Here is a 21590-nt window from a genome sequence, read left to right as displayed (position 1 = left end):
GGGGGCCTCCAGTCGGCGGGGCCGCACAGCCTGGCAGGCCGGCGCGCCCCGGATCTTGACTGGCGTCAACGTCCCGCGAAAAGGGGCGCAACGCCGTGGAACAAGCCCTGAGTTTAACGGCCCGCGCGGCCTCGACTTTAGCGCAGCGGCGTCCTGCGCCTAGTCGAATTCCTCGACCCGCTCTGGCACGGCGATCTCCGGCAACGCAAAGAAGGCGCGGGCGGTGGCGGTGGTGTGCAGGGCGGTCTGCTCGGGTGTTTCGTCGCGCAGGCGCGCCACGGTGCGCAGGATCTCGGGGAGGAAGGCCGGTTCGTTGTGGCCATGGCGCGGCTTGGGTCTGAGGGTGCGTGGCAGCAGGTAGGGGGCATCGGTTTCCAGCATCAGCCGCCCGACCGGGATCTGCCCGATCAGCTCGTGCAGGTGCAGGCCACGGCGCTCGTCGCAGATCCAGCCGGTGATGCCCAGGTGCAGGTCGAGATCCAGATAGCCATAGAGCGCCTTGCGCTCGCCGGTGAAACAGTGCACCACCGCCGCCGGCAGATGGTCGCGATAGTCGCGCAGGATCGCCAGCATTCGCTCGCTGGCGTCGCGCTCATGGAGAAACACCGGGCGGTGTAGTTCGGCGGCCAGCGCCAGCTGTTCCTCGAAGCAGCGCTCCTGCTGCGGTCGCGGGGTGAAGTCGCGATTGAAATCCAGGCCGCATTCGCCCAGGGCCCGCACCTTGGGTTGGCTGACCAGGTCACGCAGGGTCCTGGCAGCGGCCGCGTTCCAGGTCGAGGCTTCGTGGGGATGGACGCCGGCGGTGCTGAACAGCGCTTCGCCCGCGTCCAGGCGCAGGCAGAGATTGAGGGCGTTCTCACTGTCTTCCAGGGTGGTACCGGTCAGCACCAGTTGCATCACACCGGCGGCCTGGGCCCGCTCGATCACCGCGTCCACTTCCTTGAGCAGACTGGGGTGGGTGAGGTTGACGCCGATGTCGATCAATTGCATGGTGCGGACCTTCTACAGACTTTGTTCGCTCATTCTATCCGTAGTCCGGGTGCTATCGGCGCTGTCCCGGCCAGGTCAGGAGTCCTGGATGCCGTTTCGATTCACCCTTGCCATCCTCGGCTGCCTGCTCGCCGGTTCCGCCCAGGCGCGGCTCGGCGCCCTGCCACCCGAGGCGCCGCGCCATGTCGCGGCCCGCGACCTGGTCGCCATCGAGCGTGCCGGAGAATTGCGCGTCCTGGTCAACCAGAGTCGTCACAGCTCCGGCGAATGGAACGGTCAGGCCCTGGGCATCGAGTATCGGCGCCTGGAGGCCTTCGCCCGCTACCTGCGGCATCAACCGGGGGGCCGGACGTTGCGCCTGGTCCTTGTCCCCAAGGCCAAGGACGATCTGCTGGCGGCGCTGCAGAGAGGCGAGGGCGATCTGGTGGCGCCGGGCGAAACCCTGCTGCCACCGCCGCATTCGGCGCTGATCGCCGCGTCGGTGGCGGCGCCCACCAGCCTGGTGGTGGTGGGTGGGCGCGGCCAGCGCCTGCCGCGTCAGCTGGAGCAACTGGCCGGGCGCCGGGTGGTGCTGCCCCAGGGCAGCGCCGCCGGCCCGGCCCTGGCACGGCTCAACGCCCAGTTGGAAAGGCGCCGGCTGCGGCCGGTACAGGTCGAGTGGGCCGATCCGACCCTGGCGGTGGAAGACGTCCTGGAACTGACCCAGGCCGGCATCTATCCGCTCACCGTCGTCGAGTCCGGGCTGGCCCATCGCTGGGCGCGGGTGCTGTCGCGTCTGCGGGTGGCCGATCGGGTGGTGGTGGCCCATGACCAGGCACAGCTCTGGTATCTGCGCGCCCCAGCGCACCAGCTCGCCGAACGGATACGGGCCTTCGCCCGGCAACCCCAGGCGCATGACGACGACAAGGCCTTTCGCCAGGCCTCTGCGCGCCGCTACCAGGTGCGCGATCCGCTGCAAGCCCACGACCGCAAGCGCCTGGCCCAGGTGCGACCGCTGCTGCAACGCTACGCCAAGGCTTACGACTTCGACTGGCTGACCCTGGCCGCCATGGCCTACAAGGAGTCCGGCCTGGATCCCCACGCCCGCGGCGCCGGACGCGCCGCAGGATTGCTGCAGATCACCCCCCGGGCGGCGCGCAGTGTCGGGGTGCGCAACCTGCATTCCGCCGAAGACAACGTCAAGGCCGCCACCCGTTATCTGGCTCGCCTGCGCCGTGAATTCTTTTCCAGCCCACGCCTGACCGAGCGCGAGCGCCGTGCCTTTACCCTGGCGGCCTACAACCTGGGCCCGGAGCGTGTCCAGGCGCTCAGGGCCAAGGCCCGCAAACAGGGGCTGGACGGTGATCGCTGGTTCTTCCAGGTCGAACGCATCGCCGCCGAGGAGGTGGGCATCGGGGTGGTCAACTACGTGGCCAGCGTCAACAAGTATCGGGTGGCCTTCAGTCGCGAACGAGCACGTCTCGAGGCGCCGGCAGTGGCCACGACGAACGCCAAAGGTGCCAGGCACGAAGACGGTTGAGGGTCGCTTGACAGGGCGGTCGAGCCCTCCCTAGGATGATCCTGCGCCGATTTAAACAGCAACTTGCGGGGCGCTCCCAAATACCGCTAAAGCGCTGGACGGAACAGGCCTCGTACTACCGCCCAGCTGGATCCACGAGGCGGAATTTCGTCCATGCTACCGCTCCCGCTACGCCTTACCCCGCTCACCCAGGGCAAGCTCGCCTGTCATCCGGCCATCCTGCTCGGCGGTCCCGATCAGCCCACCCTGCTGCGCTATCTCGAAGGCTGGCCCAAGCGCTGGCCCCACAGCCGTACCCTGCAGATCCGTTTCGCCGACCGCGCCGAGCAGTTGCGCGGCTTCGGCGACGACAGCTTCGACTTCGCCGTGGTGCAGTCGCCGGGCCAAGCCGGTCTCGCAGCCCTGGTGCGGGAATTGACTCGGGTGGCGCGCCAGGGCGTGATTACCCGACGGCGCTAGCACAGGTATCCGCCAGCCTGAAGCCGCCCTTGCCGCCGAGCTTGGTGGTGTAGAGCGCCTGGTCCGCCCGCGCCAGCAGGGTCGGGTTGTCCTCCATGGCCCGCTGCAGGGCGATGCCGATGCTCACGCTCGTGCCCTGTGACACCAGGCGTCCGAGGATACGCCGGGCCAGGTCCCGAGCCCCGTCTTCGGTGGCGTCCTGCATCACCAGCAGAAACTCGTCGCCGCCCAGGCGTCCGGCGAAATCGCTCTGCCGCACGCTCAGGGTCAACACCTCGCCGCAGGCTTGCAGCAGACGATCGCCGGCAGCATGGCCCTGGGAGTCGTTCACGCCCTTGAAGTCGTCCAGATCGATATAGAAGACCGCCACGCGCCCGGACTCCGAGCGAGGCCGGTACAGGGCGCCTTCGAGCAGCGCGAGAATGCCAGCGCGATTGTAGAGTCCGGTCAGGCTGTCGTGAGTGGCATGCCAACGGCTATCGACTTCGGCCGTCAGGGCGCGCACCAGGGTGCGGTTGAGCCTGTCCAGCAGCATCCAGTTGGCCGTCAGATAGAGCGGTGCCTGCAACAGGAACAGTCGCAGCATGGGCTCGGGCTGGAACAGGGTGGCCAGTTTCATCGGGATGTCGGTCAGCAGGATCTGCAAGAAGGCATAGCGCGGGATGCCCTGGTTGCGCATGGTGATGGCACCGTTCATGGCCACCGCCGAGGTACAGCCCAGCACCTGCAGCACCACATCGCCGCTGAGGACGCAGGCGGCCGTGCCCAGGCCCAGGGTGGCCGTCCACAGCAGCCCGAGTAGCAGGGAGACTTCGCTGAGCCGCGGCGGCGCGAGCCCTTCCATCAGCTGGATGCAGTGCAGCAGCAACAGGCGGGTGATCCAGATCAGGGTATCGAGAATCATCCAGCCGATGAACAAGGGCGTGGGATGCAGGAGGGCGCAGGTCCAACTGATCAACAGACTGTTCAGGGCCCCGACGAACATAGAGCCCCGCGAGGAAAACGGGCCGGCCAGCAGCTGCCGCAGCAGATTTTCGTCGAGCGGGTCCCGGCTGGTCACGAGCCAGCGCAGTAGGCGTTGATTGGGCAAAGCGTAAAGCGTCGGCGCTCTCATGCAGCGAATCCTTGCTTGAGAAGGTGGCGGTCCTCCGCCGGTTGCGCCCTAGATGTTGCCCTATTTATGTGACTTGAATCACATTTTTTCAGACGGAAGCGCCTGCCGAAGCGATCAGTTATCGAGGTACTCGATCTCGACGATATACCAGCACTGTTCGCCGGCCGGCGTCTGCAGGCGGACTTCCGCGTCCAGTGCCTTGCCCACCAGGGCGCGCGCCAGGGGCGAGTCGATGCTGATGAGATTCTGCCTGAGGTCCAGTTCGTCCGGGCCGACGATGCGGTAGCGCTTTTCGGCGCCCGCTTCGTCTTCCAAGGTGACCCAGGCGCCGAAGTAGACCTTAGTCGGATCGGCGGGCCGCGCGTCGATCACCTTGAGATTTTCCAGGCGTTTGCGCAGGAAGCGTACCCGGCTGTCGATCTCGCGCAGCATCTTCTTGCCGTAAATGTACTCGGCGTTCTCCGAGCGATCGCCCAGGGCGGCCGCCTCGCTCACCGCCTGGGTGACCTGGGGCCGGCGCACGTTCCACAGCTCGTGGAGTTCGGCGCGCAGGCGTGCTTCGCCGGCGGCGGTGATCAGCGGCGTGCCGGCGGTGCGCGGCGGACGATAACGACTCATGGATCAGCTTTCTCTCAGGATGAGTAACGGACTGGCGGTAATGGCCCGCCGCGTGCCCAGCAGACCGGCCGCGCCGACCAGCAGGGCGCCCAGCACCGGCAAGAGCAGCAGCCAGGGATGGGGTTGCCAGTCCAGGTCGAAGGCCAGCCGGTAGAGCAGGGCGCTGACGATCTCGCAACCGAGCGCCGCGAGCAAGCCGCTGGCGCCGCCGAGCAGGATGAATTCGGTCCGCCGCGCTCGTTGCAGCAACTCGCGCCGGGCGCCCAGCGCACGCAGGAGGGCACCCTGGCGAATGCGCTCGTCGAGGGTCGCCTGCAAGCCGGCCAGCAGCACGGCAATACCGGCGGCCAGCACGAACAGGAGCACGAATTCCACCGCCACGCTGACCTGGCGCAGGATGCTGCGCAGCTGATCGAGCAGGGCGTCGATGGGCAGCAGGGTCACCGCCGGGAATTGCCGGGCCAGGGCCAGCAACTCGCGGTCATGACCCGGCGGCAGGTAGAAGCTGCCCAGGTAGGTGAAAGGCACGTCCTCCAGGGCGCCCGGGGCGAAGATGACGAAGAAGTTGGGCTGGAAGTTGTCCCAGCCGACCTGGCGCAGGCTGGTGACCCGCGCCTCGATCTGACGGTCGCCGATGACGAAGCCCAGGGTGTCGCCCAGCCCAACGCCGAGGCTGCGCGCCAGCTCGCTTTCCAGCGAGACGCCGGGCAGATCGCCGGCGGGCAGCGCATCCCACCATTGACCGGCTTCCAGGCGGTTGCCGTCCGGCAACCCAGCCGACCAGGTTAGGTTGAGGTCGCGTCGAGTGGCGCGACCGCCGCGGGAGTCGTCCTCCAGGCCTTCCTGGGCTGGATGGCCCTTCACGCTGACCAGACGGCCCTGGACGATGGGATAGAGCGGGCTGGCGTGGGGTGAAAGGCCAGCCACTGCCGTGGCGAAGGCCTGGCGCTCGTCCGGCAGCACATTGAGGGCGAAGTGATTGGGCGCTTCGGCCGGCAGTTGCGCCTGCCAGCGTTCCAACAGCTCGCCCCGCAGCAGCACCACCAGGCTCATGGCCAGCAGGATCAGGCCGAAGGCCAGGGTCTGGCCCACCGCCGCCAGCGGATGACGCAGCAACTGGCCCAGACCCAGCCGCCAGGCCAGGGGCGCACCCTGCATGGCCCGACGCAGGCCGCGCAGGGCCAGGTACAGCAGGCTGCCGAACAGCAGGCCGGCGACCAGGCCGCCCACCAGCAGCGCCAGGGTCAGGCGCAGATCCAGCGACAGTCGCCACATGATCAGCCCCAGGGCGAGCAGGGCGCAGCCGTAGACCAGCCAGGTCCGCAGGGGCACGGGTTGCAGATCGCTGCGCAACACCCGCAGCGGCGGTACCCGGCCCAGGGCGGCCAGGGGCGGTAGGGCGAAGCCGACCAGGGCCACCAGCCCGGTACCCATGCCGGCCAGCGCCGGACCGATTCCGGCCGCTGGCAGGCGCGCTGGCAGGAGTCCGTGCAGCAGTTCGAACAACACCAGCTGTGCCAGCCAGCCGAGCAGGGCGCCGAGCAGACTAGCCGCCAGCCCCAGCAGGCCCAGTTGCAGGCCATAGAGCAGCAGGGCATCACGGCGGGTCAGGCCCAGGCAACGCAGCAGGGCGCTGGCGTCGAAGCGCCGCGTGGCGAAGCGATTGGCTGACAGCGCCACGGCCACGCCCGCCAGCACCACCGCCACCAGACTGGCCAGGCCGAGATAGCGCTGGGCGCGCTCCAGAGCGTTACCCAGCTGCCGATTGCCGTCGCCCGGTCCCTCGAAGCGCTGGTTGGCGGCGAGAGCCGGCGTGAGCGCCTGGCGATAGGCGGCCAGGGCCTGGGCTTCGCCGCGCCAGAGTTCGCGATAGCGCACCCGGCTGCCGGGCTGGATGACCCCGGTGGCGGCCACGTCGTCGAGATTGATCAGCACCCGCGGCGTCAGGCTGTAGAAGTCACCGGCGCGATCCGGTTCATAGGTGAGCACCCGGGTGATGGTGAGGGTCTTGCGCCCAATGTCCAGGCGATCCCCGACCTTGGCGTCCAAGGCCAGCAGCAGGCGCGGCTCGACCCAGGCCTCCCCGGGCGCCGGGGCGCCACCCGGCTGGTCGGGCGCCTCTAGCGCCACGGCGCTGCGCACCTCGCCGCGAAGCGGAAAGTTGGCCTGGACCGCCTTGACGCTGGCCAGCTGCAGGGCCTCGGCACCCGCCGCCATGGTGCTGAAGTTGAGCGAGCGGCTGTGGTCGAGGCCGAGCCGCAGACCGGCGTCCACCTGCTCCGGTCGCGCCGGTTCGCTGCCCAGCAGCACCAGGTCGGCCGCGAGGAATTCGCTGGCGCGATTTTCCATGCCCGCGCCGAGGCGGGCGGTGAAGTAGCCGATGGCGACGCTGGCGGCGACCGCCACCACCAGCGCCAGGCAGAGCATGCGGATCTCGCCGGCGCGGAGCTCGCGCAGACTCTGGCGCCAGGCCAGTCCGAACAGCCGCTTCAGCGGTAGACCGGTGCGCCTCATGCCGCGACCTGCCGGCCGCCTTCCAGGCGCAGTTGGCGGGCGCAGCGCGCGGCCAGGCGCTCGTCATGGGTCACCAGCACCAGGGTCGTGCCCCGCTCGCGATTGAGCTCGAACAGCAGATCGCTGATGTGGGCGCCGGTGCGGCTGTCGAGATTGCCGGTGGGCTCGTCGGCGAAGAGGATACTGGGGCGCGGGGCGAAGGCGCGGGCCAGGGCCACCCGCTGCTGCTCGCCCCCGGAGAGCTGGCGCGGGTAGTGCCGCAGTCGCTCGCCCAGGCCGACCCGTTCGAGCAGGGCCACCGCCTGCTCGCGGGCCTGGCGCGCACCCTCCAGCTCCAGCGGCAGCATGACGTTTTCCAGCGCGGTGAGGCTGTCCAGCAACTGGAAGGACTGGAAGACGAAGCCCACCCGTTCCGCACGCAGGCGGGCGCGGGCGTCTTCGTCGAGGGTGTCCAGGCGCTGGCCGGCGAGATGCACCTCGCCGCTGCTGGGCAGGTCGAGACCGGCCAGCAGCCCCAGCAGGGTGGACTTGCCGGAACCCGAGCTGCCGACGATGGCCAAACTGTCGCCGGCTTCCAGTTGCAGATCCAGCGCCTGGAGGATTGGCAGCGCGCCTTCCGCGCCCGTGACGACCTTGCTAAGGTCGCGTGCCAGCAAAATGACTTCGCTCATGAGGTATCCGATGCCGTATTCGAGAGGCCCGCACGCGGGCGGCTGTGGCGAGTTAGAGTCAAAAAGCCGGACGAAGTCCAGCGCACCTTTGCGCCAAGGCATTGCCTGGCTGCTGGCCCTGCTCTGTCTGACCCTGACACCGCTGGCCATGGCGCGCACCCTGCTGGTGGTGGGCGACAGCATCAGCGCTGGCTACGGCCTGGCCGAGGGTCAGGGCTGGGTGCGGCTGCTGGAGCGGCGCCTGCAGGAGCAACAGCTCGACTATCAGGTGGTGAATGCCTCCATCAGCGGCGACACCACCACCGGTGGCCTGGCGCGACTGCCCAGACTGCTGGCCGATCACCAGCCCGAGGTGGTGGCCATCGAGCTGGGCGGCAACGACGGCCTGCGCGGTCAGCCCCTGGCCCAGATCGAGCGCAACCTCACCGCCCTGGTGGCGCAGGCCAAGGCCCAGGGTGCCCATGTCCTGCTGCTGGGCATGCGCCTGCCACCCAACTACGGGTCGCGCTATACCGACGGCTTCGCCCAGGTCTACACGGACGTGGCCAAGGCCCAGCAGGTGGCCCTGGTGCCCTTCCTGCTCGAAGGGGTAGGGGGCAATCCCGCCTTCATGCAGCCGGACGGCATTCATCCCCAAGCCAATGCCCAGCAACGGCTGCTGGACAACGCCTGGCCGCAGCTGCAGCCGCTGCTGCGCGACTGAACGTCGGACTTTTCCCCGACGGGGCTTTCCGCTAAGGTTGCGCGCCCCGCCGGTCCGGCCAATCGACCGCCCGGCGGAACCGCCCCTGGAGTATCCCGATGTCCCGCCTTTCCCGGTCCATGCACGGCTATCAGCTGATCCAGCCCGATGCCCAGCTCGACCTGTTCGCCTGCCGCGAGGGTCGGGTCCATATCGTCGCCCGGCAGCTGGAGCTGGGCTCGCCTACCGACCGGACCCTGTGCGGCACCCTGCTGCCGGCGCGGCCGCGGCTGCACCCGCTGGATCGCCGCGGACTGGCGCTCAAGACCCTGTGCCCGGCCTGCCTGCAGCGGTTGCAAGGCGCCAAACGGGGGCTGCCCAATCCGTTACAGGCTTTTTGAGGCCCTGCCGGACGCGGATCGAGGCGTGTACAATTCGCGCCGTCACCTTTTTGCTCCTTGCAAGGATTCATCCCATGCCCGCGCGCGTTTCGACCCTGGTCGGTTCCCTCTCGCTGTTTGGTCTGTTGAGCGCGGGTACGGCGCAGGCACTGGAGTTGCCGCTGCCGCCGCCCGGTGAAGACGTGGTCGGCGAGGTTCAGGTCATCAAGGCCGCCTACGAAGACACCTTTGCCGACCTCGGCCAGAAGTACGACCTGGGCTACACCGAGATGGTGGCCGCCAACCCGGGCGTGGATGCCTGGCTGCCGGGCGCCGGTACCGAGATCGTGCTGCCGACGCGCTTCATCCTGCCGCCCGGCCCGCGCGAAGGCATCGTCATCAACATCGCCGAGTACCGTATGTACTACTACCCCAAGGGTGGTCACTCGGTGTTCACCTATCCGCTGGGCATCGGCCGCGAAGGCTGGGGCTCGCCCATCGGCGTGACCAAGGTGGTGGACAAGATCAAGGATCCGGCCTGGTATCCGCCGGAGTCGGTGCGTGCCGAGCATGCCGCCGAAGGCGATCCGCTGCCCAAGGTGGTGCCGCCTGGTCCGGACAATCCCCTGGGTCCCTACAAGATCCGTCTGACCCTGCCGGGCTATCTGATCCACGGCTCGGACAAGAAATTCGGCATCGGCATGCAGGTCAGCCATGGCTGCTTCCGCATGTACAACTTCAATGTGACCGAACTGGTCAGCATGCTGCCCGTGGGTACCCCGGTGCGCATCATCGATGAGCCCTACAAGTTCGGCGTGAGCCAGGGCAAGCTCTACCTGGAAGCTCACCAGCCGGTGACGGTGAAGGGCGATCCGACCGAGATCGACCGTCAGGCCGCGGTGGTCAATGCGTTGATCAAGCGTGACGACCTGCTGCAGGCCAACAGCGCGGTGAATTGGAACACGGTGCGTGACGTGGTCCAGGGCCAGGACGGCCTGCCGGTGGAAATCGCCGACCTGCCTGCCGGCATGGTTACCGGTACGGTGGCCAAGGCGCCCGCCAAGTCGCTGTGAGCTGGACTGGCTGAGCGCGCTCAGCCGGCCAGGCAAACAAAAAGCCCGCCATCTGAGATGGCGGGCTTTTTGTTTGCTCCGGGAAAGGCGACTGTTGCCACTCGCCTTTCCAGCCGAGGCGCTTACTTGCGGCTGGCTTTTTCCAGCATACGCAGGGCGCGCTCGTTGGCTTCGTCAGCGGTCTGCTGAGCTTTCTGAGCGGCGGCCAGAGCCTCGTCAGCGTGACGGTAGGCTTCGTCAGCACGAGCCTGGGCGCGGGCAGCGGCGTCTTCGGTAGCGGTCAGGCGAGCTTCGCTTTCCTTGTTAGCGGTGCTGCAACCAGTGGCCAGAGCAGCGGCCAGAGCCAGGGCGGCGAATTTCAGAGCATTGTTCATCGTAAACCCCTTGAGGTAGACATCCTGTTTTAAGATCAATTTTCCAGGTGGAAAATTGCGGCTACATACTACTCATTACCGGTCGTAAGTAAACTGAGCTAAACCCGTTGAAGAAAGATTTTTTGCGGAAATCCTCCTTCGCTCCCCCGAGTTCGTCCCCGAATGCGTGCAGCCGGTATCAGCAACTGCTTGGATGGCTGAAAGCCACGAACGTTTCAAAACAAAACGTTAGAGGATGACCGGAAGTTGTCAAGTTCAAAGCCGCGCCTGCTCCCGCGCAGGCCGCCTGATATAGTGTGATTTCTCGGTGCGACGGCTGGTCAGAACCTGCTTCTTCCGGAGGGGTCTGACGCGCTGTGGCTCAGTCCCGCACAGGAAGGGTGCGTTCTCGTCTTCGGGTACACTGATAACAATGGATAAGGCGGAGCCAAACCGCCAAGGAGTAGTCATGAACGAGTCCCTGCACGTGGAACACGATGAAGCCAATCATCAGTTCCAGCTTTCCGTCGACGGCCAGCGCGCCTATCTCGCCTATATGGATCTGGGCAAGCAGACGATGGATTTCTATCGCACCTTCGTACCCGATGCCCTGCGTGGGCGCGGCCTGGCAGCGCGGCTGACCGAGCATGCGCTGAACTACGCCGAGAGTCGCGGCTACAGCGTCATTCCCTCCTGCTCCTATGTGGAGCACTACCTGGAGCGGCGTGGCCAGGTGACGCCGCTGGCCTGAATGGCCGCGCCATGAAAAACGCCGGGCTGAGCCCGGCGTTTTCGTATCCGCTGCTGGATCAGCTGCGCGCGCGGCGCGGCAGCACATCCTTGAGCTTGCGGTGCATGTCGAGAATGCTCTTCTCGGTCATGGCCCAGTCGATGCAGGCGTCGGTCACCGAGACGCCGTACTCCAGCTGCGACAGATCCGCCGGAATCGGCTGGCTGCCGAAGCCCAGGTGACTTTCCACCATCAGGCCGACGATGGAATTGTTGCCCTCGACGATCTGGTTGGCGACGTTGTCCATCACCAGCGGCTGCAGGGCCGCATCCTTATTGGAGTTGGCGTGGCTGCAGTCGACCATGATGTTCGGCTTGACCTTGGCCTTGACCAGCGCCTGCTCGCACAGGGTGACGCTGACCGAATCGTAGTTGGGCTTGCCGTTGCCGCCGCGCAGCACCACGTGGCCGTAGGGATTGCCCTTGGTCATCACCACCGAGACCTGGCCGCGCTGGTCGATACCCAGGAAGCGGTGCGGGCTGGAGACCGACTGCAGGGCATTGATGGCCACGGTCAGGCTGCCGTCGGTGCCGTTCTTGAATCCGACCGCGGAGGAGAGGCCCGAGGCCATTTCCCGGTGGGTCTGGGATTCGGTGGTGCGGGCGCCGATCGCCGACCAGCTGATCAGGTCCTGCAGGTACTGGGGGGAGATGGGATCCAGGGCCTCGGTGGCGGTGGGCAGGCCCTTTTCCGCCAGGTCCAGCAGCAGCTGGCGGCCGATGTGCAGGCCGTCCTGGATCTTGAAGGAGTCGTCCAGATAGGGATCGTTGATCAGACCCTTCCAGCCCACCGTGGTCCGGGGTTTCTCGAAGTAGACGCGCATGACCAGATAGAGGCTGTCGCTGACCTGGGCGGCCAGGGTCTTGAGCCGCTCGGCGTATTCGTGGGCGGCCTTGATGTCATGGATCGAGCAGGGGCCGATCACCACGAACAGGCGATGGTCCTTGCCGTCGAGGATGTCGCGGATGACCTGGCGGCCCTGGGCGACGGTGTCGGCGGCGAGATCGCTCAGCGGGATCTCCTGTTTGAGCTGCTCGGGCGTGATGAGCGGCTCGTTGGCTTCGATGTTGAGGTCGTTAAGGCGGGGCTGTGCGGCCATGGTGCTACTCGTCGGTCACGGCGCTGCGACAGGACGGGGCCCGTGCAGGCAAAATACGGTGGAGAGGGTGGGGCACCTTAACGCGTGTCCCGCCTGCTCACAATGGTTACGACGCTATTGGCGCGCCCGAGGGCGGGCTTTGGCGATGATCGCGACGAGGAAGCGATGGAATTGGACGATGGCACGGCGGATGCCGCCCTGCTGGCGGCGCCTGGGCGCTCGCTGCTGATCTTTACCAGCGCTGGCTGCGCCACCTGCCGCCTGGCACGCCAGGTGCTGCCTGTGGCGACGTTGCCGGTCGAGCGACTGTACTGGGTGGATGCCGAGCGCAGCGGGGGACTGGTGCAGCGCTATGGCGTCTTTCATCTGCCGGCGTTGTTCCTGGTCCGGGATGGCGATTTCCTCGGCCCGGTGCAGGCGCCGCTGCGGGAGCCGGCGCTGGTGGCGGCGATCCTGACCGCCGCGGAGCGCGAGCCCGAGGAGCTGCCCTGAAAGGGCTCTAACGTGCGGTTCGCAGCGCAAACGGCAATCCCCTGCTACGCTGGAGAAGGCTATCCCGCGTCGTACCGGCCCGATCGGCTGATCTGGCCAGGAGGAATCGTGATCCGCTCGCTGCTCTATGCCACGGACCTGGGCCTGTGTTCGTCCTATGTCTTTCAGCACGCCTTGAATCTCGCTCGCATCCATCAGGCCCGGCTGTATGTCGTCCATGTGGTGGAGCCGCTCGGCCTCCTGGCCTCCACCCTGCTGCAGCAGTATCTGGATGGCGAATCTCTGGATCGCCTGCGCAATGGCGGTCTGGACCTCGTCCTGGAGACCATCGAGCAGCAGGTGTTCGAGTCCCTGCGCGAGGACCTGCAGGAAACCCCCGCCACCGTAGGCCTGGTGAGGGCCGTACGGGTGGTGCAGGGCGATCCGCCAGCGGTCATCCTCAAGCAGGCTCAGGAGTTCGCCGCGGATTTGCTGGTGATCGGCAGTCGCAGCCAGGGCGATGCCCAGGTCGCGCCGTTGGGCCGTACCGCCAGCCGCCTGCTGCAGACCGCGCGCATCCCTGTGTACCTGGTGCCACTGCGCCAGGGGTGATCCGCCAGCGTCAGCCCTTGTCCTCCAGCGACTTAATTCGATTTCGGTCTAGAAAAAGCTTGAGGCCTGCTTTACTGTTATATGCTTGCGCATGGGTCAGCGAGGAGCCGGCATGAAGCTGCAACAGTTGCGATATATCTGGGAAGTCGCCCACCACGATCTGAACGTCTCCGCCACGGCCCAGAGCCTCTATACCTCGCAGCCCGGCATCAGCAAGCAGATCCGCCTGCTCGAGGACGAGCTGGGGGTCGAGGTCTTCGCCCGCAGCGGCAAGCACCTGACCCGGGTAACGCCGGCCGGCGAGCGCATCATCCAGACCGCGGGCGAGATCCTGCGCAAGTGCGAGAGCATCAAGCAGATCGCCCAGGAATTCTCCAACGAGCGCAAGGGCACCCTGTCCATCGCCACCACCCACACCCAGGCGCGCTATGCGCTGCCGGACGTGATCAGCGAGTTCATCAAGCAGTATCCGGACGTGGCCCTGCACATGCATCAGGGCTCGCCGACCCAGATCGCCGAGATGGCCGCCGACGGCACCGTCGACTTCGCCATCGCTACCGAAGGCCTTGAGCGCTTCAATGATCTGGTGATGATGCCCTGCTATCGCTGGAACCGTTGCGTCATCGTTCCGCAGAACCATCCGTTGGCCAAGGTCGAGAATCTGACCCTGGAACAACTGGCGGAACAGCCGCTGGTGACCTACGTCTTCGGCTTCACCGGGCGCTCCAAGCTCGACGAGGCCTTTGCCCGTCACGGGCTGGAACCCAACGTGGTGCTGACCGCCGCGGACGCCGACGTGATCAAGACCTATGTGCGCCTGGGCCTGGGCGTGGGCATCGTCGCCGACATGGCGGTGGATCACAAAGCCGATGCCGACCTGGTCTGCCTGGACGCCAGCCACCTCTTCGAAGCCAGCGTGACCAAGATTGGCCTGCGCCGCGGCACCTTCCTGCGCGGCTTCATGTGCGACTTCATCGGCCGCTTCGCGCCACACCTGACCCGCGATGTGTTGACCGAGGCCATGCAGACGCCGACCCGCCAGGAGCTGGAGACGCTGTTCCATGGGGTGACGCTGCCGACGTATTAAGAGGGCTTCTTAGCGGCGTTATCGCGGCCACGGCGGTCCGCCGATGCGGCCGCTGCAGCAAGTCAGACCAATCGCGGCCATGGGCCGCTCCTACAAGCACGGACGCTAATGTAGGAGCGGCCCATGGCCGCGATGCGTTTGCCCACCTACCTCACCCCTCCAACCGCCACTGCTCCAGCAGCAGCTGCGCCGCGGCCGACAACCCCGCGCCCTGGCGCACCAGGATCGAATAGGGTTCGTTGCGGGTGCGCTGGACGACCGGCAGGCGACGCAGCAGGCCGTGTCTTGCGCCGAACTGGGCGATGTCGCTGGGCAGCATGGCCACCTGGTTGGGGTCTTCCTGCAGCAAGCCGAGCAGGGTGAAGGTGGAGGCGGTTTCCACCGGATAGCGAGGAAACTCCAGCTCCGCCGCGCGGAATTCCCGTTCCAGGGTCAGGCGCATCGGCAGATTGGCCGGATAGACGATCCAGCGACTGTCGACCAGGTCGGCCAGGCTCAGCGCTGGCGCCTCGGCCAGGGGATGGCGGGGATGGCAGACGATCTCCAGCCGCTCTTCGCGCACCTCCAGGCAGTCATAGGCATCCGGACGACGGCTGACGCTGCTGCGGCAGATGGCCAGTTCGATGCGGCCGGCGTCGAGCAAATCGAGCAGGCGCACACTGGTGTCCTCGATGATCTCGATGCCGAGCTGGGGTTGCGCCGCGCCCAGGCGGGACACCGCGGCGATCAATCGCGGCACGGCGCCCATGATCACCCCCACTGCCAGACGGCCGCCTTCCCCCTGGAGGATGCCGAGCATCTCTTCGCGCAGATGGGCCAGGTCGCTCTCGATCAGTCGTGCATAGCGGATCACGCAGCGGCCCAGGTCATTGGGCTGTAGGCCCTGGTGGGTGCGCAGGAAGAGGGTGGCGCCCAGGGTGCTTTCGATTTCGTGCAGGGCCTTGGTGGCCCCGGGCTGGGAAATGGCGATGCGTTCGGCGGCCTTGTGCAGCGAGCCTTCTTCGTCGAGGGCGATCAGCAACCGTAGTTGACGCAGGCGTAGGCGAGAGGCGATGGAGCCCAGGGATGGCAGCATGGGAATAACCGTTGGTTATCACGGGATAGGGAGTTCTCATTAGGCAGGCCCTGTAGCGCCGAGTAAAGTCTTCCTCAGGCGATAACCAACAAGGAGAATGCCATGCACCTGATTCAGTTCGAAGACCAACAGGGCCAGCGTCGCGTCGGCGTGGTCGAGCGCGGCGAAGTCCAGCAGGTCCGCGGTGCCACCAGCACCCGGACCCTGGCGCTGCAGGCCATCCGTGCCGGCGTTTCGCTAGAGTCTCAGGTGCAGACCCTGGGCCTGGAGCCCGGACCAGCCTATGCCGAGCTGCTCGACGGCGGCCGTCTGCTGCCGCCGCTGGACCATGAAGATCCGGCGCACTGCCTGGTCACCGGAACCGGCCTGACCCACCTGGGCAGCGCCGCTACCCGCGACAAGATGCACCAGCAGAACAGCCAGGAAGAGGCCAAGCTGACCGACTCCATGCGCATGTTCAAATGGGGCGTGGAGGGCGGTCGGCCCGCGACCGGCACCGCCGGTGCCCAACCGGAATGGTTCTACAAGGGCGACGGCGGCATCCTGGTGCGCCCAGGTGCCGACATCCCGCTGCCGGAGTTCGCCGAGGACGCGGGGGAAGAGCCCGAGTTGACCGGTCTCTATGTGATCGGCGACGACGGCAAGCCCTATCGCCTGGGTTATGCGGTGGGCAACGAATTCTCCGACCACGTGCTGGAGCGCAAGAACTATCTCTATCTGGCCCATTCCAAACTACGCTATTGCAGCTTTGGTCCGGCGTTGCGTACTGGGGAATTGCCACGCCATCTGGTGGGTACCAGCCGCATCCGTCGCGGCGAGCAAGTGGTCTGGGAGAAGGAGTTTCTTTCGGGCGAGGACAACATGTGCCACAGCCTGGAGAACCTGGAATATCACCACTTCAAGTATGCGCAGTTCCTGCGGCCGGGCGATGTCCATGTGCATTTCTTCGGCACGGCGACCCTGTCCTTCGCCGATGGCGTCCGCGTCGAGCCGGGCGACAGATTCGAGATCGCGGTGCCGGAATTCGGCGAGCCGCTGAGCAATGGCGTCAAGACCGGCACGGCAGCCTTCCAGCCAGGGCAGGTCCGCCAACTCTGATAGTTGTATGATGACTGCTGACTATGCGAATGCTAGAGTGGGTATCGCACAGGCTGGTCCGGCCGCTCAGACGCTGAGCGTGCCACCCTTTCGAAGACCGCCCCGAGGCGGGTGGTCTTCCCTGAACCCCTAGGTATAAGGAGTCGAGAACAATGCAGATTCAAGGCAAGAACTACATCGGTGGCGCTCGCAGCGGCGAGGGCGAGGTGCGGGTCTATAGCATCGACGCCAGCACCGGCGAAAAGCTGCCCTACGAATTCTTCCAGGCGTCCGCGGCCGAAGTCGATGCCGCCGCCCGTGCCGCCGAGCAGGCCGCGCCCCTGTACCGCAAGCTGAGCGCCGAAAAGCGCGCGGCCTTCCTTGATGCCATCGCCGACGAACTGGATGCCCTAGGCGATGATTTCGTCCAGCTGGTTTGCCAGGAAACCGCGCTGCCGGCTGGCCGTATTCAGGGCGAGCGTGGCCGTACCAGCGGCCAGATGCGCCTGTTCGCCAAGGTGCTGCGCCGCGGTGACTTCCACGGTGCCCGTATCGACACCGCGCTGCCCGATCGCAAGCCGCTGCCGCGTCCTGACCTGCGTCAGTACCGCATCGGCCTGGGTCCGGTAGCCGTCTTTGGCGCCAGCAACTTCCCGCTGGCCTTTTCCACCGCCGGTGGCGATACCGCCGCGGCCCTGGCCGCCGGTTGCCCGGTGGTGTTCAAGGCCCACAGTGGCCATATGGTCACCGCCGAATACGTGGCCGACGCGGTGATCCGCGCCGCCGAGAAGACCGGCATGCCCAAGGGCGTGTTCAACATGATCTACGGCGGTGGCGTGGGCGAGCAACTGGTCAAGCATCCGGCCATCCAGGCCGTGGGCTTCACTGGCTCCCTGCGTGGTGGTCGTGCCCTGTGCGACATGGCCGCGGCTCGTCCGCAACCCATCCCGGTCTTCGCCGAGATGTCCAGCATCAACCCGGTAGTCGTGCTGCCCGAGGCGCTCAAGGCCCGTGGCGACGCCATCAGCGGTGAACTCGCGGCCTCCGTGGTGCTGGGCTGTGGCCAGTTCTGCACCAATCCTGGCCTGGTCATCGGCGTGCGTTCGCCAGAATTCAGCAGCTTCCTGGAGCGCCTGGCCGGTGCCATGAACGAGCAGGCACCCCAGACCATGCTCAATCCGGGCACCCTGAAGAGCTACGAGAAGGGCGTCGCGGCGCTGCTGGCTCATTCGGGTGTACAACACCTGGCCGGCGCCAACCAGGAAGGCAACCAGGCCCGTCCGCAGCTGTTCAAAGCTGACGTGAGTCTGCTGCTGGAAAGCGACGAGCTGCTGCAGGAAGAAGTCTTCGGCCCCACCACGGTGGTGGTCGAGGTAGCCGACGAAGCCCAGCTGCAGCAGGCGCTGCAAGGCCTGCACGGTCAGCTGACCGCCACCCTGCTGGCCGAACCGGCCGATCTGCAGCGCTTCGAGGCCATCATCGGCCTGCTGGAGCAGAAAGCCGGTCGCCTGCTGCTCAACGGCTATCCCACCGGCGTGGAAGTCTGCGATGCCATGGTCCATGGCGGTCCCTATCCGGCGACCTCCGATGCCCGCGGCACTTCGGTCGGCACTCTGGCCATCGATCGCTTCCTGCGCCCGGTGTGCTACCAGAACTACCCGGATGCTTTCCTGCCGGAAGCCCTGCAGAACGCCAACCCGCTGGGTATCCAGCGCCTGGTGAACGGCGAGAACACCAAGGCCGCGATCTGATCGCGCTGTCTTGAGTGAAGTAAGACCCGGTGTCGCGAGACGCCGGGTTTTTTATTGGGTGGTGGAAAAGGCTCGCTGCTTTCCACGCTACCAGGCACCAGGCTACGGGCCGCGTCGGAGCAACCCTCTCTCCCTCTGGGAGAGGGTTGGGGTGAGGGAAGCGCCCGGCACGAGCCCAACAGAAAAGGCCGCTCCTGAGAGCGGCCTTTCTTGCATCAGGAGCAGCCTTACTTGCTGGCGAACTTGAAGATGGTCGTCTGGGTGTAGGTCTGGCCGGGATCCAGGCGGGTGGTGGGGAAGTTGGGCTGGTTGGGGGCATCCGGGTAGTGCTGGGTTTCCAGGGTGAAGGCACCCCAGTGGCCATAGGTCTTGCCGGCCTTGCCCTTGATGTTCCCCTCCAGGAAGTTGCCGGTATAGAACTGCACGCCTGGTTCGGTGGTGTAGAGGGTCAGGGTGCGGCCGGAGCCCGGGTCGGTCACCACGGCAGCGGCTTTCTGCAGATCGCCAGCGGTGTTGAGCACCCAGTTGAAGTCATAGCCACCCTGCTTGGGTTCGGCGTACTTCAGCTGCTGGTTGTCGTCGGCGATGTGCTTGCCGATGGCGGTCGGCTTGCGGAAGTCCATGGGCGTGCCGGCCACCGGTGGCAATTCGCCGGTGGGGATCAGCTTGGCGGTCACTGGCGTGTATTTGTCGGCATTGAGCATCGCCACCTGCTTGAGCACGGTGCCACTGCCAGCGCCCGCCAGGTTGAAGTAGCTGTGGTTGGTCAGGTTGAGTACCGTCGGCTTGTCGGTGGTGGCGCGGTACTTGAGGGTTAGCTGGTTGTGCTCGTCCAGCTGGTAGGTCACCTGGGTGGTCAGGGTGCCGGGAAAGCCCATCTCACCATCGGGGGAGACATAGCTCAGGGTCACGCCGACCCAGCCGTCGCCCTTGGCCGGCTCGGCCTTCCACACCTTGGTGTTGAAGCCTTGGGGGCCGCCGTGCAGGGCGTTGGTCTTGTCGTTCTGGGGGATCTGGTAGCTCTTGCCGTCGAGACTGAAGCGGCCCTCGGCGATGCGGTTGCCGAAGCGGCCGATGGTGGCGCCAAAGAATACGTTGGGGTTGTCGAGATAGCCCTGGACGTCATCGAAGCCCAGGACCACGTCTTCGCCATGGCCCTTGCGGTCGGGCACCTTAAGCGCCTGCAGCACGCCACCGTAGGTGATGACCGTGGCCTGCATGCCGTGGCTGTTGGTCAGGACGAACTTCTCGATGGGAGTGCCATCGGGCAGCTTGCCAAAGCTCGACTGCTGGCTGGTGAGGCCGGCCGCCTGGGCGGTAAGGGTGCTGATCATGAGTGACAGTCCAAGTCCGGTGAGGGCTAACGTGCGTTTCATCTCGACCACCTTTTCGGTTTGTTGTTGTGCAAGAGTGGGGCAGAGGGCCCCGAGTTCCGGAAAGAGAGGCTGCGCCAGCCCCTCACCCCGACCCTCTCCCGGTGGGAGAGGGGGTAGAGCCGGTCAATGGGAGTGGCGTGGCACTTCGGAACCGCGGCAGCCGACCAGGAAGTCGAAGTCGCAGCCTTCGTCGGCCTGCAGCACGTGGTTGACGTAGAGGCGCCGGTAGCCGCCGGCCAGCAGCTGATCCGCCGGCGGTTGCCAGTCGGCCAGGCGCGCAGCCAGTTCTTCGTCGGGAATGTCCAGGTGCAGGCGGCCGGAAGCGCAGTCCAGCTCGATCATGTCGCCTTCGCGCACCACCGCCAGCGGACCGCCGGCCGAGGCCTCGGGCGCCACGTGCAGGACCACGGTGCCGTAGGCGGTGCCGCTCATGCGGGCGTCGGAGATGCGCACCATGTCGGTGATGCCCTTGGCCAGGAGCTTGGCTGGCAGGCCCATGTTGCCCACCTCGGCCATGCCCGGATACCCTTTGGGTCCGCAGTTCTTCAGCACCATCACGCAGGTCTCGTCGATATCCAGGTCCGGGTCGACGATGCGCGCCTTGTAGTCTTCCAGGTTCTCGAACACCACGGCGCGACCGCGATGCTGCATGAGCGCCGGGGTCGCGGCCGAGGGCTTGAGCACCGCGCCCTTGGGTGCCAGGTTGCCGCGCAGCACGCAGATGCCGCCGTCGGCGCGTAGCGGGTTGTCCAGGGCGCGGATGACCTCGTCGTTGCCGTAGATGGGCGCCTCGGCGCAGTTGGCCCAGAGGCTCTTGCCGTTGGCGGTCAGGGCCTCGGGGTGGGGCAGCAGCTTGGCTTCGCCCATGCGGCGGATCACTGCCGGCAGGCCGCCGGCATAGTAGAACTCCTCCATCAGGAAGCGGCCGGAGGGCTGCAGGTCGACGATGGTGGGGGTGCCGCGGCCGACGCGGGTCCAGTCGTCCAGCTCCAGGTCCACGCCGATGCGGCCGGCGATGGCCTTGAGGTGGATCACCGCGTTGGTGGAACCGCCAATGGCGGCATTGACGCGGATGGCGTTCTCGAAGGCTTCCTTGGTGAGGATCTTCGATAGCCGCAGGTCTTCTTCCACCATCTCGACGATGCGCATGCCGGACAGGTGCGCCAGTACGTAGCGACGCGAATCCACCGCCGGGATGGCGGCGTTGTGCGGCAGCGAGGTACCCAGGGCTTCGGCCATGCAGGCCATGGTGGAGGCGGTGCCCATGGTGTTGCAAGTGCCGGCCGAGCGTGACATCCCGGCTTCGGCGGAGAGGAATTCGTTGAGGTCGATGGCGCCCGCCTTGTAGGCCTCGTGCATCTGCCAGACGATGGTGCCAGCGCCGATGTCGCGACCGTGGTGCTTGCCGTTGAGCATGGGGCCACCGGTGACGACGATGGCCGGCACGTCACAGCTGGCGGCGCCCATCAGCAGCGCCGGCGTGGTCTTGTCGCAGCCGGTGAGCAGCACCACGGCGTCCACCGGATTGCCGCGGATGGCTTCTTCCACGTCCATGCTGGCCAGGTTGCGGGTCAGCATGGCGGTGGGTCTGAGGTTGGATTCGCCATTGGAGAACACCGGGAATTCCACCGGAAAGCCGCCAGCTTCATAGATACCGCGCTTGACGTGTTCGGCGATCTTGCGGAAGTGGGCGTTGCAGGGGGTCAGCTCGGACCAGGTGTTGCAGATGCCGATGACGGGCTTGCCCTGGAATTCATGGTCCGGGATGCCCTGATTCTTCATCCAGCTGCGGTACATGAAGCCGTTCTTGTCGTTGCTGCCGAACCACTGGGCGGAGCGGAGCGGGCGTTTGGGCGTGGTCATTGTCTTGTCCTCGGGC

At 66.4% G+C, this 21590-nt stretch carries 21 protein-coding genes; 11 read left to right on the top strand and 10 right to left on the bottom strand.

The features are described 5' to 3' along the window. Nucleotides 1-159 precede the first annotated feature (159 nt). Nucleotides 160-990 (bottom strand): TatD family hydrolase, encoded by an 831-nt coding sequence (locus FEZ61_RS15780; protein ID WP_064307447.1) that lies wholly within the window; start codon nucleotides 988-990, stop codon nucleotides 160-162. 88 nt (nucleotides 991-1078) lie between these two features. Here FEZ61_RS15780 and FEZ61_RS15775 point away from each other — a divergent pair, with 88 nt between their 5' ends. Together FEZ61_RS15775 and FEZ61_RS15770 are read left to right on the top strand one after the other, a co-directional pair. Next, on the top strand, nucleotides 1079-2509 hold the full coding sequence (locus tag FEZ61_RS15775; RefSeq protein ID WP_064307448.1) for a transglycosylase SLT domain-containing protein: 1431 nt from the start codon (nucleotides 1079-1081) through the stop codon (nucleotides 2507-2509). A gap of 153 nt (nucleotides 2510-2662) precedes the next feature. Next, nucleotides 2663-2968 carry a hypothetical protein gene (locus FEZ61_RS15770; RefSeq protein WP_064307449.1) on the top strand — a complete coding sequence of 102 codons (306 nt, stop codon included), beginning with the start codon at nucleotides 2663-2665 and terminating at the stop codon, nucleotides 2966-2968. Here FEZ61_RS15770 and FEZ61_RS15765 read toward each other — a convergent pair. The 4 genes from FEZ61_RS15765 to FEZ61_RS15750 all read right to left on the bottom strand — a co-directional run bounded on the left by FEZ61_RS15765 (nucleotide 2952) and on the right by FEZ61_RS15750 (nucleotide 7885). Next, complete coding sequence (locus tag FEZ61_RS15765; protein ID WP_173149409.1) at nucleotides 2952-4082, bottom strand: GGDEF domain-containing protein; 1131 nt, start codon at nucleotides 4080-4082, stop codon at nucleotides 2952-2954. The genes FEZ61_RS15770 and FEZ61_RS15765 overlap by 17 nt on opposite strands. Nucleotides 4083-4196: 114 nt before the next feature. Next, nucleotides 4197-4700 carry a transcription elongation factor GreB gene (gene greB, locus FEZ61_RS15760; RefSeq protein WP_173149407.1) on the bottom strand — a complete coding sequence of 168 codons (504 nt, stop codon included), beginning with the start codon at nucleotides 4698-4700 and terminating at the stop codon, nucleotides 4197-4199. Nucleotides 4701-4703: 3 nt separating this feature from the next. After that, the gene (locus tag FEZ61_RS15755; RefSeq protein WP_173149405.1) at nucleotides 4704-7214 is read right to left on the bottom strand and encodes an FtsX-like permease family protein; all 2511 of its coding nucleotides are present in this window, start codon (nucleotides 7212-7214) and stop codon (nucleotides 4704-4706) included. Further along, nucleotides 7211-7885, bottom strand: a complete 675-nt coding sequence (locus tag FEZ61_RS15750) for an ABC transporter ATP-binding protein (protein WP_017641913.1) — start codon at nucleotides 7883-7885, stop codon at nucleotides 7211-7213. Before FEZ61_RS15750 ends, FEZ61_RS15755 begins: the two co-directional genes overlap by 4 nt. Nucleotides 7886-8033: 148 nt before the next feature. On the opposite strand from FEZ61_RS15750, the gene FEZ61_RS15745 reads away from it, so the two are divergent. The 3 genes from FEZ61_RS15745 to FEZ61_RS15735 all read left to right on the top strand — a co-directional run bounded on the left by FEZ61_RS15745 (nucleotide 8034) and on the right by FEZ61_RS15735 (nucleotide 10020). Then, nucleotides 8034-8588 carry an arylesterase gene (locus FEZ61_RS15745; protein ID WP_242455183.1) on the top strand — a complete coding sequence of 185 codons (555 nt, stop codon included), beginning with the start codon at nucleotides 8034-8036 and terminating at the stop codon, nucleotides 8586-8588. 98 nt (nucleotides 8589-8686) lie between these two features. Beyond that, a complete protein-coding gene (locus FEZ61_RS15740; RefSeq protein ID WP_017641915.1) occupies nucleotides 8687-8968 on the top strand; it encodes a hypothetical protein in 282 nt (93 codons plus the stop codon). Nucleotides 8969-9042: 74 nt separating this feature from the next. Then, a complete protein-coding gene (locus FEZ61_RS15735) occupies nucleotides 9043-10020 on the top strand; it encodes a L,D-transpeptidase family protein (protein WP_017641916.1) in 978 nt (325 codons plus the stop codon). Nucleotides 10021-10142: 122 nt separating this feature from the next. Here the strand turns inward: FEZ61_RS15735 and FEZ61_RS15730 are convergent, their stop codons facing one another. Then, nucleotides 10143-10394: an Lpp/OprI family alanine-zipper lipoprotein gene (locus FEZ61_RS15730; protein WP_007160560.1), complete on the bottom strand. Its 252-nt coding sequence runs from the start codon at nucleotides 10392-10394 to the stop codon at nucleotides 10143-10145. 448 nt (nucleotides 10395-10842) lie between these two features. Here FEZ61_RS15730 and FEZ61_RS15725 point away from each other — a divergent pair, with 448 nt between their 5' ends. Further along, on the top strand, nucleotides 10843-11124 hold the full coding sequence (locus FEZ61_RS15725) for a GNAT family N-acetyltransferase (RefSeq protein ID WP_017641917.1): 282 nt from the start codon (nucleotides 10843-10845) through the stop codon (nucleotides 11122-11124). A gap of 58 nt (nucleotides 11125-11182) precedes the next feature. Here FEZ61_RS15725 and FEZ61_RS15720 read toward each other — a convergent pair whose 3' ends face one another. Further along, the gene (locus tag FEZ61_RS15720) at nucleotides 11183-12262 is read right to left on the bottom strand and encodes a 3-deoxy-7-phosphoheptulonate synthase (RefSeq protein ID WP_017641918.1); all 1080 of its coding nucleotides are present in this window, start codon (nucleotides 12260-12262) and stop codon (nucleotides 11183-11185) included. Between the two features lie 165 nt (nucleotides 12263-12427). Between FEZ61_RS15720 and FEZ61_RS15715 the strand changes: the two genes are divergently transcribed. From FEZ61_RS15715 to cysB, 3 genes are all read left to right on the top strand, one after another. Next, a complete protein-coding gene (locus tag FEZ61_RS15715; protein WP_173149401.1) occupies nucleotides 12428-12754 on the top strand; it encodes a thioredoxin family protein in 327 nt (108 codons plus the stop codon). Nucleotides 12755-12862: 108 nt separating this feature from the next. Continuing rightward, nucleotides 12863-13345 carry a universal stress protein gene (locus FEZ61_RS15710; protein ID WP_173149399.1) on the top strand — a complete coding sequence of 161 codons (483 nt, stop codon included), beginning with the start codon at nucleotides 12863-12865 and terminating at the stop codon, nucleotides 13343-13345. Nucleotides 13346-13457: 112 nt separating this feature from the next. Then, complete coding sequence (gene cysB, locus FEZ61_RS15705) at nucleotides 13458-14432, top strand: HTH-type transcriptional regulator CysB (RefSeq protein ID WP_017641921.1); 975 nt, start codon at nucleotides 13458-13460, stop codon at nucleotides 14430-14432. A 151-nt stretch (nucleotides 14433-14583) separates the two neighbouring features. On the opposite strand, the gene FEZ61_RS15700 is transcribed toward cysB, so the two are convergent. Further along, complete coding sequence (locus FEZ61_RS15700; protein WP_173149397.1) at nucleotides 14584-15507, bottom strand: LysR family transcriptional regulator; 924 nt, start codon at nucleotides 15505-15507, stop codon at nucleotides 14584-14586. A 102-nt stretch (nucleotides 15508-15609) separates the two neighbouring features. Between FEZ61_RS15700 and araD1 the strand changes: the two genes are divergently transcribed. Both araD1 and FEZ61_RS15690 read left to right on the top strand, forming a co-directional pair. Beyond that, nucleotides 15610-16605: an AraD1 family protein gene (gene araD1 / locus FEZ61_RS15695; RefSeq protein WP_017641923.1), complete on the top strand. Its 996-nt coding sequence runs from the start codon at nucleotides 15610-15612 to the stop codon at nucleotides 16603-16605. Between the two features lie 152 nt (nucleotides 16606-16757). Further along, a complete protein-coding gene (locus FEZ61_RS15690) occupies nucleotides 16758-18335 on the top strand; it encodes an aldehyde dehydrogenase (NADP(+)) (protein ID WP_173149395.1) in 1578 nt (525 codons plus the stop codon). Nucleotides 18336-18562: 227 nt separating this feature from the next. Here FEZ61_RS15690 and FEZ61_RS15685 read toward each other — a convergent pair whose 3' ends face one another. Both FEZ61_RS15685 and FEZ61_RS15680 read right to left on the bottom strand, forming a co-directional pair. After that, on the bottom strand, nucleotides 18563-19711 hold the full coding sequence (locus tag FEZ61_RS15685) for an aldose epimerase family protein (RefSeq protein ID WP_068383845.1): 1149 nt from the start codon (nucleotides 19709-19711) through the stop codon (nucleotides 18563-18565). Between the two features lie 123 nt (nucleotides 19712-19834). Then, nucleotides 19835-21574 carry an IlvD/Edd family dehydratase gene (locus FEZ61_RS15680; protein WP_064307460.1) on the bottom strand — a complete coding sequence of 580 codons (1740 nt, stop codon included), beginning with the start codon at nucleotides 21572-21574 and terminating at the stop codon, nucleotides 19835-19837. Nucleotides 21575-21590: the final 16 nt, after the last annotated feature.

Origin of the sequence: Pseudomonas sp. MS15a(2019), from assembly GCF_013277805.1 — a bacterium.
In the GTDB taxonomy this organism is placed as follows: Bacteria; Pseudomonadota; Gammaproteobacteria; order Pseudomonadales; family Pseudomonadaceae; genus Chryseomonas; species Chryseomonas benzopyrenica.
This window is presented reverse-complemented; position numbering and strand designations above follow the sequence as displayed.

Coding starts and splice junctions, on each gene's coding strand:
- FEZ61_RS15780 (WP_064307447.1), bottom strand. CDS start 990: ATGCAATTGATCGACATCGGCGTCAACCTCACCCACCCCAGTCTGCTC.
- FEZ61_RS15775 (WP_064307448.1), top strand. CDS start 1,079: ATGCCGTTTCGATTCACCCTTGCCATCCTCGGCTGCCTGCTCGCCGGT.
- FEZ61_RS15770 (WP_064307449.1), top strand. CDS start 2,663: ATGCTACCGCTCCCGCTACGCCTTACCCCGCTCACCCAGGGCAAGCTC.
- FEZ61_RS15765 (WP_173149409.1), bottom strand. CDS start 4,082: ATGAGAGCGCCGACGCTTTACGCTTTGCCCAATCAACGCCTACTGCGC.
- greB (WP_173149407.1), bottom strand. CDS start 4,700: ATGAGTCGTTATCGTCCGCCGCGCACCGCCGGCACGCCGCTGATCACC.
- FEZ61_RS15755 (WP_173149405.1), bottom strand. CDS start 7,214: ATGAGGCGCACCGGTCTACCGCTGAAGCGGCTGTTCGGACTGGCCTGG.
- FEZ61_RS15750 (WP_017641913.1), bottom strand. CDS start 7,885: ATGAGCGAAGTCATTTTGCTGGCACGCGACCTTAGCAAGGTCGTCACG.
- FEZ61_RS15745 (WP_242455183.1), top strand. CDS start 8,034: ATGGCGCGCACCCTGCTGGTGGTGGGCGACAGCATCAGCGCTGGCTAC.
- FEZ61_RS15740 (WP_017641915.1), top strand. CDS start 8,687: ATGTCCCGCCTTTCCCGGTCCATGCACGGCTATCAGCTGATCCAGCCC.
- FEZ61_RS15735 (WP_017641916.1), top strand. CDS start 9,043: ATGCCCGCGCGCGTTTCGACCCTGGTCGGTTCCCTCTCGCTGTTTGGT.
- FEZ61_RS15730 (WP_007160560.1), bottom strand. CDS start 10,394: ATGAACAATGCTCTGAAATTCGCCGCCCTGGCTCTGGCCGCTGCTCTG.
- FEZ61_RS15725 (WP_017641917.1), top strand. CDS start 10,843: ATGAACGAGTCCCTGCACGTGGAACACGATGAAGCCAATCATCAGTTC.
- FEZ61_RS15720 (WP_017641918.1), bottom strand. CDS start 12,262: ATGGCCGCACAGCCCCGCCTTAACGACCTCAACATCGAAGCCAACGAG.
- FEZ61_RS15715 (WP_173149401.1), top strand. CDS start 12,428: ATGGAATTGGACGATGGCACGGCGGATGCCGCCCTGCTGGCGGCGCCT.
- cysB (WP_017641921.1), top strand. CDS start 13,458: ATGAAGCTGCAACAGTTGCGATATATCTGGGAAGTCGCCCACCACGAT.
- FEZ61_RS15700 (WP_173149397.1), bottom strand. CDS start 15,507: ATGCTGCCATCCCTGGGCTCCATCGCCTCTCGCCTACGCCTGCGTCAA.
- araD1 (WP_017641923.1), top strand. CDS start 15,610: ATGCACCTGATTCAGTTCGAAGACCAACAGGGCCAGCGTCGCGTCGGC.
- FEZ61_RS15690 (WP_173149395.1), top strand. CDS start 16,758: ATGCAGATTCAAGGCAAGAACTACATCGGTGGCGCTCGCAGCGGCGAG.
- FEZ61_RS15685 (WP_068383845.1), bottom strand. CDS start 19,711: ATGAAACGCACGTTAGCCCTCACCGGACTTGGACTGTCACTCATGATC.
- FEZ61_RS15680 (WP_064307460.1), bottom strand. CDS start 21,574: ATGACCACGCCCAAACGCCCGCTCCGCTCCGCCCAGTGGTTCGGCAGC.